General features: G+C 58.5%; 10 protein-coding genes. 5 read left to right on the top strand and 5 right to left on the bottom strand.

Annotation, left to right across the window (positions count from 1 at the left end; all coding sequences use genetic code 11):
* Positions 1-109: 109 nt before the first annotated feature.
* From EC9_RS26310 to EC9_RS26300, 3 genes are all read right to left on the bottom strand, one after another.
* Positions 110-1,255, bottom strand: coding sequence for a cysteine desulfurase family protein (locus tag EC9_RS26310; RefSeq protein ID WP_218934469.1), 1,146 nt, complete (start codon positions 1,253-1,255; stop codon positions 110-112).
* A gap of 22 nt (positions 1,256-1,277) precedes the next feature.
* Positions 1,278-1,988 (bottom strand): hypothetical protein, encoded by a 711-nt coding sequence (locus tag EC9_RS26305; protein WP_145348930.1) that lies wholly within the window; start codon positions 1,986-1,988, stop codon positions 1,278-1,280.
* Positions 1,989-2,057: 69 nt separating this feature from the next.
* Positions 2,058-2,792: a thioesterase II family protein gene (locus tag EC9_RS26300; protein WP_145348929.1), complete on the bottom strand. Its 735-nt coding sequence runs from the start codon at positions 2,790-2,792 to the stop codon at positions 2,058-2,060.
* Positions 2,793-3,009: 217 nt separating this feature from the next.
* Here EC9_RS26300 and EC9_RS26295 point away from each other — a divergent pair, with 217 nt between their 5' ends.
* Positions 3,010-5,118 carry an AMP-binding protein gene (locus tag EC9_RS26295; RefSeq protein ID WP_218934468.1) on the top strand — a complete coding sequence of 703 codons (2,109 nt, stop codon included), beginning with the start codon at positions 3,010-3,012 and terminating at the stop codon, positions 5,116-5,118.
* A 72-nt stretch (positions 5,119-5,190) separates the two neighbouring features.
* On the opposite strand, the gene scpB is transcribed toward EC9_RS26295, so the two are convergent.
* Complete coding sequence (gene scpB / locus EC9_RS26830) at positions 5,191-6,330, bottom strand: SMC-Scp complex subunit ScpB (protein WP_246105890.1); 1,140 nt, start codon at positions 6,328-6,330, stop codon at positions 5,191-5,193.
* A 540-nt stretch (positions 6,331-6,870) separates the two neighbouring features.
* Between scpB and EC9_RS26280 the strand changes: the two genes are divergently transcribed.
* Positions 6,871-7,620, top strand: a complete 750-nt coding sequence (locus EC9_RS26280) for a hypothetical protein (RefSeq protein ID WP_145348927.1) — start codon at positions 6,871-6,873, stop codon at positions 7,618-7,620.
* Here the strand turns inward: EC9_RS26280 and EC9_RS26275 are convergent.
* Positions 7,575-7,985 (bottom strand): DNA polymerase ligase N-terminal domain-containing protein, encoded by a 411-nt coding sequence (locus tag EC9_RS26275; protein ID WP_145348926.1) that lies wholly within the window; start codon positions 7,983-7,985, stop codon positions 7,575-7,577. The genes EC9_RS26280 and EC9_RS26275 overlap by 46 nt on opposite strands.
* Before the next feature lie 217 nt (positions 7,986-8,202).
* Between EC9_RS26275 and EC9_RS26270 the strand changes: the two genes are divergently transcribed.
* The 3 genes from EC9_RS26270 to EC9_RS26260 all read left to right on the top strand — a co-directional run bounded on the left by EC9_RS26270 (position 8,203) and on the right by EC9_RS26260 (position 10,174).
* Entirely contained in the window at positions 8,203-8,703 is a 501-nt protein-coding gene (locus tag EC9_RS26270; protein WP_145349364.1) for a 3-hydroxyacyl-ACP dehydratase FabZ family protein, read from the top strand.
* Positions 8,704-8,789: 86 nt separating this feature from the next.
* Complete coding sequence (locus tag EC9_RS26265; RefSeq protein ID WP_145123922.1) at positions 8,790-9,176, top strand: acyl carrier protein; 387 nt, start codon at positions 8,790-8,792, stop codon at positions 9,174-9,176.
* A gap of 464 nt (positions 9,177-9,640) precedes the next feature.
* Positions 9,641-10,174, top strand: a complete 534-nt coding sequence (locus EC9_RS26260; protein ID WP_145123921.1) for a 3-hydroxyacyl-ACP dehydratase FabZ family protein — start codon at positions 9,641-9,643, stop codon at positions 10,172-10,174.
* Positions 10,175-10,382 lie beyond the last annotated feature (208 nt).

The following is a 10,382-nucleotide window of genomic DNA, read 5'->3' as shown; positions in this document are numbered from 1 at the left end:
AACAGAACGCTCGCAAATAATGCGTGTCACTGGTCCGGAATTCCACAGGTTACGTAACCGCTGGAATCGGTTATATCAAGGAATCGAAAAGTTATCCACAAACAATACGTTATTTTTCCACATCTTGATAATTCCTTAACTTGTTGCAACAGCGGACGATACGCGAGACCGCCGTGTCGATCTCTGAATCGGTGGTAAAAATCGAGCCGCTCAGGCGAATCGAACTGCTGAGGAGCGACGAATCGAGTCCCATCGCTTGCAAAACGTGGCTCGGTTCGCTGCTGCCACTCGCACAGGCGCTACCCGTGCTGCAGGCGACGGATTCGAAATCCAACCGCATCAACAAGGCTTGGCGATCGATGTTGGGGATCGAAAAGCAGGTCGTTTGCGGCAGCCGATCGACCGCGGCGCTGTGGACTACCAGATCGGGAATCTGTTGCCGCAGCCCTGCTTCCAACGCGTCGCGGCGTTGTCGCATCGCGGTTTGCGTTGTGGATAAGTCGTTCAAACATTGTTGGATAGCGGTCATCATGCCGACGACCAGGGCTGTCGGTTCGGTCCCGGCGCGGTGTTCCAGTTGTTGCGCTCCGCCGACCAGCAGCGGCGAGATCGGCGCGTTGCGACGCAGGATCAGACCTCCGACTCCGACGGGTCCATGGAATTTGTGGGCCGCGATGGTCGCGGCGGTGATTCCCATTTGGTCGATGTCGACGGGCAGCTTGCCCAGCATTTGCGAAAGATCCGAATGGAAGGGGACCCCAGCATCATTGCAGCAGGCGGCCAACGGCGCGATTGTTTGGATCACGCCGGTTTCGTTGTTGGCGGCCATTATCGAGACCAGCCGCGGCTTGGGAGTCTCGGCGAGCCAAGTTTGCAACAGCGGAAGATCGACAATTCCGTTGGCATCGACCGGCAGATAGCGGACGGGGATGCCACGAGCCTCTGCGGCGCGAGCCGCCGCGAGAATGCTGGGGTGTTCGATCTGGCTGACGACGATCGGCCCATCACCCTGCCCCAGGTTGCCGATCACCCAGTTATTGGCTTCGGTGCCGCCGCTGGTCAGTAGAAAACGATGTTCGCTGGCGGCCAAGCAATCCAACATCGCATCGCAGGCATCCTCCAACCGCAGTTTGGCCGAGCGACCGATGCGATGTTGAGCCGACGGATTGGCGGGTCCCAGCATCCAATCGGCTCGCATCGCGTCGAGCACTTCGGGGGTGATCGCCGTGGTGGCGTTGTTGTCTAAATAGATCATGGCTTCGAGAAATCCGGGGCGTTCATTTTTGCGACTGCAGATCGTCCAATACGGCTGAAAAAGAAGCCTGTTGGGGATAGCGATCGATAGCCGATTCGAGGGCCGCGATCGCTTCGGCCTCTCGACCGGCATGGGCCAGGTCGGCGGCAAAGGCGGGGAATTCGGCGACGAAGTAGTCGTCGAGCGCTTGTTGCAGTTCGACCGGATCGGTCTGTTGGCGAGCCAGATCGAAGGCTTGCGGAAGCATGAGATACAGTTGGTCGATCGCCAGTTGTTGCACAAACGGCCAAAAAACAGCGGCGGCGGCTGGATGATCCTTGCTCCATTGTTCCCAATCGACGCCGTGGCTGCCCCGCCCCGTCAGGTAGAGCGTCAATACGCTTGCATCGGCATCGTGAGGGAGGCTGACATTGCGGTAGATTTCCAGCAGGTCCCAGCGTTTGGGTGGCGTCGCGGGAACGTTGATCAATTTGTGGGCGATCAGATATTGGCTGGTCGCATCGTTGACGGAGGAGTGATCGAGGCTGCCGATCTGGAATCCGATCCATGGGACCGAAGCGACATTAAATGTCCGAGTCTGGAAGTGCGAAGGGGCGAATTCGCGGCCCGAGACGCCACTGGCGAGCCACAGGATAAGGCAACCAAACAGCCCGACGACCAGCAACACGATCGCGGTGATGATCCACACGATCGGGCTGCGTGATTTGGAGACTGGCGATGGGGAAGCAGTCATATAAGAGCCTTGCTGGAATGATTCGATTTGGATCAGGTCGAACGATCCGCTAACGGCATCGAGATGCGATCATGAAGGTCCTTGCTGGAATGATCCGATCGCCCGCTGGATGATCGGGTCAACATTTTCCGTGGGAAAGAAGTGGCCGCCGGGGATTGTCTGCAATTCGAACGATTCGCTGGTAAACCGCTCCCACTGCCGCATCGCTTCGGGGCTGACGGCGCGATCCTCGCTGCCGGCCAACGCCAGGATCGGAATCGGCAGCGGCGGGGTCGGTTGGTGAACGTACGATTCGAGCAATTGTAAGTCGTAGCGAACGATCGGCAAAAACAACGCGATCGCTTCGGGATTCGTCCGCAGCGCGCGGGGGACGCTGCCGAAGCGATGGTCGAGGTAGTCGAGGAATTCTTCGTTGGTCAGATGGGCGGTTCGCGGATTTCGGTCGACGCGGTCGGGCGCGGCTAGCGTCATCACGGTCAGGCTGAGCGGCGGCACCCCGGCGGCGATCATTTTCTGAGCCAGCAGATAGCTCAACAGGCTGCCAAAACTGTGCCCTATTAAATGATAGGGGCCGCGAATCTGAGCTCGCAGTTCGGCGGCCAATTGGTCGACTAATTCATCGAGCGAGAGGTTCAGCCCATCGCGGAAACGGTGTTCGCGTCCGGGGAGCGAAGCCACATGCAGACTCAGCGGCCCCGATAAACCCCGAGCCGCTCGGACCAGTGACGCCGAACCGGCACCGGCGTGGCAGAACCAGAAAAACTGCAGCTTCGGCTTGGCGGCCTCGTAAATCGTTCGGAACATGGACTTTGAGGTGACGAGTTTTTTAGAAAAAACGATCCAAAGGGGGGGCGAAACGGTCGGCGCGGCCGTTTGGTTGGCACGCCATTCTCGTTACAATCGTAACGTCCACGGCGTATTTCCATCGTAACAGGGCAGCCAGATCTCAACGAGTCGACGACGGTCGTCGGCGTGTTGTGACTTTTGTAGACCGGGCAACATGATTTCCAGCCATAAAAATATGTCGCTATCACAAGAAACATCGCAGCGGCATGGCGGTTGGCGGTCGTTGACCGAACTGATGGTCGATCGCAGCCGCCGCCATCCCGACCGCGCGGTCGCTACGTTTTTGACCGACGCGGGTGAATCGCAATCGATCACCTACGGCCAGCTGGATCGGCGAGCCCGATCGGTCGCCGCCGAATTAGCCCAGTGCACCACGCCGGGGGATCGGGCTCTGCTGCTGTTCCCGCCGGGGCTTGAGTTTTTGGTCGGCTTCTTTGCCGCCAGCTATGCCGGCTTGGTCCCAGTACCCACCTGCTTCCCCAAGCCGGGGCGAGCGATGCCGCGTTTGGACACGGCCGCTGTCGATTGCCAACCGGCGGCCTTGATCGCCAATCGCGAGACCCTTGAAGGTTTGGACTTCAAGCGGCTGAACGCGGCTGTTCACAAGACCCACCGGATCGCCACCGATGGCGTCGCGGCGGTCGACTTCGATCCTCACATCGACGACAGTTCGGGCGAAGCGTTGGGGCTGCTGCAATACACAAGCGGTTCGACAAGCGATCCCAAGGGAGTGATGGTTCGCAATGCCAACCTGCTGAGCAATCTCGAATCGATCCGCAGCAGTTACGCATTGGAGTTTGCCGCGGACGACGCCAGCGAGCACAGCCGGGGTGTCTTTTGGTTGCCCGCCTACCACGACATGGGGTTGATCGGCGGGATCCTGGAACCGATCTACGTCGGCGGCGAAGCGGTTTTGATGTCGCCACGAAGCTTTCTGCAGCGGCCGCTGCGGTGGTTGCAAGCGATCAGCTCGCATCGGGCTTCGTTCAGCGGAGCTCCCAATTTTGCATACCAGTTGTGTGTCGATCGGATCGATCCGGAACACACGCGGGGGTTGGATCTGAGTTGTTGGACGACGGCGTTTTGCGGGGCTGAACCGGTGCGGGCGGCGACGTTGGATGCGTTTATCCAGCGATTTGAACCGGCGGGCTATCGCGCCAGCAGCTTCTGCCCCTGTTACGGTTTGGCCGAAGCGACGCTGTTGGCCGCTGGCGGTGGCGATCGAAACGAACCCAAATATCTGGATGTCGATCGCGATTCGCTTTCCGTGGGAAGGTATCAGCCGGCAGCGCAAGGTCAGCCCGAAGCGACGGTCCAACGATTGGTCAGCAGCGGTCCGGCAGCCGATGGAATGCGGATCGCAATCGTCGATCCCGATACCGCCGCGACGCAGGCCGATGGCGCCGTGGGAGAGATCTGGTTGCAGGGACCCAGCGTCGCCGACGGTTATTGGAATCGAGAGGCGGTCAACGCGGAACAGTTTCATGCGACGATCGCTGGCGAGCCCGAGGCGGGAAAGTTTTTGCGGAGCGGGGATTTAGGGTTCCTGCACCGCGACCAGTTATACGTGACCGGGCGGATGAAGGACGTGATCATCCTTCGCGGCCGCAACGTCTATCCGCAAGATATCGAAGCGACGGTCTGCGAGTGTTTGGGGGAAGCCAGCGGTGGCCCGGCGGCAGCCTTTTCGGCGCAAGGAGACGGCCAAGAGGCGTTGGCGGTCGTGGCGGAAGTCGCCCGGCAGACGCCACCGGAATCGTTGGCTGGTCTGGTCCGCCGATTGCGGCGACGGTTGATCGAACAACACGAAGTCGATGCGCGGACGATCGCGTTGACGCGGCCCGGCGGCGTTCCGCTGACGACCAGCGGCAAGGTGCAGCGGCAAGCGTGTCGGAGTCAGTTTTTCAGCGGCGAACTGAAAACCAAACACCGCTGGGATCGATCGATCCTGTTGGGTGGCAACGTCGAATTCCCCGAGCTCCCCACAACGATCACGCCCGACGATTTGCCGGCCGTTAGCGCGGCGATCGAAGGTTGGTTGTTGGAATGGTTGGCCGCGCGGGGGAATCCGGACAACGGCCCGGCCGATCGCGATAAACCGCTGGCCGATTATGGGCTCGATTCGCTGGCCACGATGGAACTGGCGGGAGATGTCGAAGATTGGTTGGGGCTGGAACTGACGCCCACCCTGGCCTGGGACTACCCAACGCCGGCAGTCCTGGCACCTCATCTGGCTGAAAACATGCTCGAAACCGGGCCGGACGAATCGGCCAGCGAGCGTTAGAGTTGGTCGTCGTAGCGACCCAACTCGATAGATAGACGTTTGAGGCAGCGGCGTTAGAAACCGCGGCGACGATTAAAATTCATCTTCGTCGTCGTCATCCCAGTCGTCGTCGTCTTCATCGTCGACCCACTCGTCTCCCTCGCCGTCCGCTTCTTCGAGGTCGTCGTCATCATCGTCGTCGACTTCTTCCCAGTCGTCGTCCTTGCTGTCGTCGTCGGCTTCTTCTTCTTCCCAGTCGTCGTCGTCATCCGAATCGTCGTCGTCGTCGTCGGGATCTTCATCGTCCCAGTCGTCGTCTTCGTCGTCCCAGTCGTCGTCATCATCGTCGTCGTTCCACTGCTCATCTTCTTCGTCTTCGATGATCGCAGCGGGCGGATTGGAAAGGCTTGCCTCAGTACTTGAAACGGCAACGATCGCGTCGGTGTGCTCGGGTGAGGCATCATGATGGGATGAAGCGATAGCGATACTCACGTCGGACTCCTTATCGGGACTGTCAAGAACTGGGTCTAGGTTATCGGGGGGGCCGGTTGTCGGTACGTCGACCGGCTGTTCTTTGAACCACTGGCTGCATGGTAAGGCATCGGTGTTACGGAGGCCAAAGACCTGCAAAAATCTCTTTGTCGTGGAATACAAATAGGGACGGCCCAGTTCGTCGCTGCGACCGCTGATCCGCACTAAATCCTTTTCCATCAATTGCCGCAGCAATTCACCGCTTTGCACGCCGCGAACCGCTTCGATATCGGCTCGCAACACAGGTTGGCGGTAAGCCACGATGGCCAATGTTTCGAGCATCGGGGAGGACAACCGAACCGCTTGCGGCACGTGCCCCAAACGCCGCAGGTACGGTGCAAACTGAGGTCGGGTTAACAACTGGTAACCGCCGGCAACCTCTTCGGCACGAAAGGCGCGCCCCTGTTGATCGTAAAGCTGGTTAAGTTGGCGGATCAGTGTACGCGCTTCGGTGGCATCCGCCAAGCCAGCCAGCGCGGCCAATTTCCGCGTCGTAAGTGATCCCCGTGACAGGACTAAGATCGCTTCGGTTCGCTGAAGTTTGTGCTTTGGATCGTCATCCTCAGCGGGCGAACTTGAGGGAGTCTGTGAAGCTTCGGCATCGCGCATCGCGACACGCCGCCGCCGCGTCGCCGAGCTCTCCAGCGGGCGAAACAAATTTCGATCCTGCCAGCCGCCGCGGCGGGGTCCCCAAGGTCGCATTGATCGTCTCCGTCGGATGAACGTTGCTTCGAATATTTCCAGCGTATACAGCAAATTACCGCGTCAGCGTCCAACTCGCGACCGCGGCAAAGATCGCTGTCGATCGCGATTCCCCGATCGAGATGCCCCCAATCGTCCATAACCCCCAGAACAGAAATCCCGGGAACCAGCTTGCTTCGATTGATAGCACCCCAGGTCGGCGACGGATTGTGCATCGCCCGGTGCACGCCGGACGAATCGGAACGGCGATCGATCGCAGTCCTGGCGATCGATCCCACGGCAACGCACGGTAGCGGATTCCTCGATTTAATACAAAAGAATCTCAGCCAAGCAGACACTTGGAACATGTTAGCGAATCGAAGCGAAATCGATAGCTTGGTTTGGGGCCGATCGAGCCGTGTTTGCTTCCCCATTGGGTGGGCCAATCGCCTTCGACCGATGCCCGATCGGCCGAATTTGGAAGTTGACCTGGCTTTAACAGCTTCCGTAAGATGCTCTGGCGTGCTTCTTCTCGCATCCAATGGCTTCAGGGACTTTGCCATGCGACGGCTATTGAAAACACTCGGACTGGTTCTCGTTTTTATCGCAACCGGTCTGGGAGCGTTCGCCTGGTGGGCCGCTCGCGCCGCACAGCAGGCCCCGGCGTTTTATAAAACTGCCGTCGCATCGGCACCGCTGGCACGGCAACATAAAGAAGAACTGCAAGCTCAGTTCGAACAGCTCTCTCAACAGGTGCAGATTGTCGGCGATTGGCACGCCACGTTTACCACCGATCAGATCAACGCTTGGCTGGCGTCGGAACTGGCGAATCAATTTCCCAACGTCCTCCCCCCGGGAACCGAAGATCCGCGGGTCTCGGTCGAAGATGGCAAGGTGATCGTCGCGGCTCGCTACCGGCGGGGGCGGATCGATTCGGTGATCTCGTTTGAACTGCACGCCCAGCTGACCGACGAACCGAACGTGATCGCGCTGCAGATTCACCGCTTGCGAGCCGGCGCGCTGCCGATCCCTCTGCAACACTTCTCCGACAAGATCAGCATAGCCGCATCGCGGGGGGATCTGGAAGTTCGCTGGGAGAACGAAGAGGACGACTTGATAGCACTGGTGACCGTTCCCAGCGAACACGACCGCTACGTCGAAACCCCCGTCGTGATCGAGACGTTGGAATTGTTGGATGGCGAGATCGTGTTGGCCGGCCGCACCGGCGCCAAGGCTCACACCGCTTGGATCCCCGACGGGCCGATCTACAAATTGGCCAAGGCGTCGACTCGCGAGATCTCCCACAACTGATCCGATTCGGTTGCGCGAAACCGCAACTGCCCCGTCAGCTGATCGCCGCAGATCTCGATCGATAATTGTTCGTCACTCGATTCGATGATCGTGTAGGTCCCCCGATCGATGCGCCGCACCGACCCGCGTCCGCCGGAGATCTCCCCTTCCAGATCGAGGTAGGCGATCCGGTGTGGCGGCAGACCAAGTCCCTGGACGCTTTCGCCAGGTGAGGGGATCCGCTGGATAGCCCAAGTTCTCAGCTGTCCGGAGTCCTCCAACATCAGGTCGAAATGGGATCGTCGCGGCGAGGATGCTGGCAATTCGTGCCACAGCAGGACAAAGTTGCTAGCTGTGGGGCGGGAAGATAGGGAATCTTCGTTCACTGGGAAATCGTCGCTGGGAAGTGCGGAGGAAGAGAGAAGGTGCTAAATGAGGGAGTGCGCCTGTTTAATAACCAGGAAACCTCGATAACTTGGCGTTAACTGGGGTGAATGTAACGATTCTACGCTTGAGGCGATAAACGCTGGCTACTATTCTATTTGCGTTAAGGCACGTTAATCCCTTGCCCAGCGATCGTGAAGGAATTTGATTTTGTCCAAGATGCGTTACAGTCAGCTCGACGAAATCGTTGCGCTCCAACCCGGGATTCAACTTATCGCCCGCCGCACGCTGCACGCGTCGGAAGACTATCTCTCGGACCATTTCCCGCGTTTTCCGGTCATGCCGGGGGTGATGATGCTCGAAGCATTGTACCAAGCGGCGATGTGGATGGTTCGAACCGGCGAAGATTTTGCCTCGCCTCACGTCTTTTTGGTCGAAGCCAAATCGGTCAAGTTCGGTGACTTTTTGTGTCCCGGAGAGACCTTGGAGATCAAAGCTGACAAGTTTAAAGAGGATGGTCAGCTAGTGACGGTCAAGGCTCAGGCCACGAAGGGCGATAAAGTAACGGTATCGGCACGTTTAATCTTGGAGCGGTCCAGCAGCGAAGCGAGTCCGCACAATAACGACGACGATACCCGAAGGTTTGTTCGAGAGCAGTTCTTTAATATGTTTGGGGATCAGCCCGCAGTGATCCAAGCGATGACGCAGTCGACATTGTAATTGCAACACAGCAAATCACTTTGATACACGTGCCGAAGAAACAGTCAAACGGCACATATTCGTAAATACGAAAGGTTTAAATAACGATGCCTACGCAAGACGAAGTCTACGAAAAGGTTCAAGCTGCTCTGGTCGACGCACTAGGTGTTGACGACGACGAAGTCACTCCCGAAGCGACGATGGTTGGCGATCTTGGTGCCGAATCGATCGACTTTCTGGACATCGTGTTCAAGTTGGAAAAAGCCTTCGACATCCAAATTCCTCGCGAAGAATTGTTCCCCGAGGACATTTTGACCAACAGCGAATATGTCAAAGATGGCAAGGTCACCGAAGACGGCTTGGTCGAGCTGAAGAAGCGTATGTCGTGGGCCGATCTGTCGAAGTTCGAAAAGAACCCTCGCGTTCAAGACTTCGGCGATCTGTTGACCGTCAACGATCTATGCAGCTACGTCAACTCCAAGGTCGGCGCCTAATTAGGCCCCGCCCCGGCGGGAGCGTCCGCTGGGAGTTGTTCGTCGGATCGGGTGAGCTGCCGCGAGGCGAGGTGCTTCGTTTTGATAGCATCATCGCCTCGTTCTGTCGCTCGCCAGGAAGCAGAGGTGCGAACGCAATCGGCCTCTGCAGCGTCTCGCCAAACCGCGTCCCTCCCGGGGCGCGTTGGGACAGAGAATAGCGGGGCGTTGCCGCCCCCGGTTGGAACAAAAATCGGTTTCTACCCGATTGCAAACGCTCGTTTTCTGCGACGCATCCTCGTCGGTAGGTCCCAATCGATTGCGGTTTGGACCCAGCGAAGTTTGTGTCGCCCGGACAGGCGAACGATGGCCGCCGCAGCGGCTGTGATGGCGGGGTTCGCCCGTCAAATGGCATCGAGGCCATTCGCGGAACAGCTGGCTGTCAGCGTGGAAGCTTTTATTTATCGACAGAGTGGCATAAGACAATGCGTTGGTTTTGGATCGATCGCTTCACCTATTTCAAGAGCCGTGAGCGCGCCGAAGCGATCAAAAATATCTCGTTGACCGAGGAACCGGTCGACGAATATCTGCCGGCGCACCCCGTCTTTCCCAACACTCTGATCATCGAAGGTCTCGCCCAGACCGGCGGGATCCTGGTCTCGGAGTGCTTCGATTTTCAACAGCGGATCGTGCTGGCGAAGGTTGGGAAAGCCAAATTCCACCAACCCGCTCGCCCCGGCGATACCCTGCACTACACCGCCACGATCGACGATCTGCAGAACGATGGGGCGGTGATCACCGGAACCAGTTACTGCGAAGGCAAACTGCAGGCGGAAGTCCAGATGTTGTTTGCCTTCCTGGACGAGGAACGCTTTGGCACCGGCCAGCTGTTCAATCCAGCCAATCTGCTGACGATGTTGCGGCTGATGCGATTGTGGGAAGTTGCTCAGGATGCCGACGGAAATCCGCTGCCAGTCTCCAAGAATCTGCTGGACGACGAATCGACTCCGGCAACCTAAAGCCGCCAGCAAATCCAACCCGGCTGGCGGAAGAGGATTGACCACTGGTTCTCCCTGCCGCCACGCGGGGATCCGCAATTGTCGGGTCCTAGCCGGCGAGATCGCTCGGATCCGAGGGGAAACCCGAATACCAATCGGCGGCAAGTTCGGCTACGCTTAAGTTTCGCGATTCGGGCTCGCGATTTTCCCAACCGGTAAACTCACGTTT

The sequence above is a fragment of the Rosistilla ulvae genome, assembly GCF_007741475.1.
GTDB lineage: Bacteria > Planctomycetota > Planctomycetia > Pirellulales > Pirellulaceae > Rosistilla > Rosistilla ulvae.
This window is presented reverse-complemented; position numbering and strand designations above follow the sequence as displayed.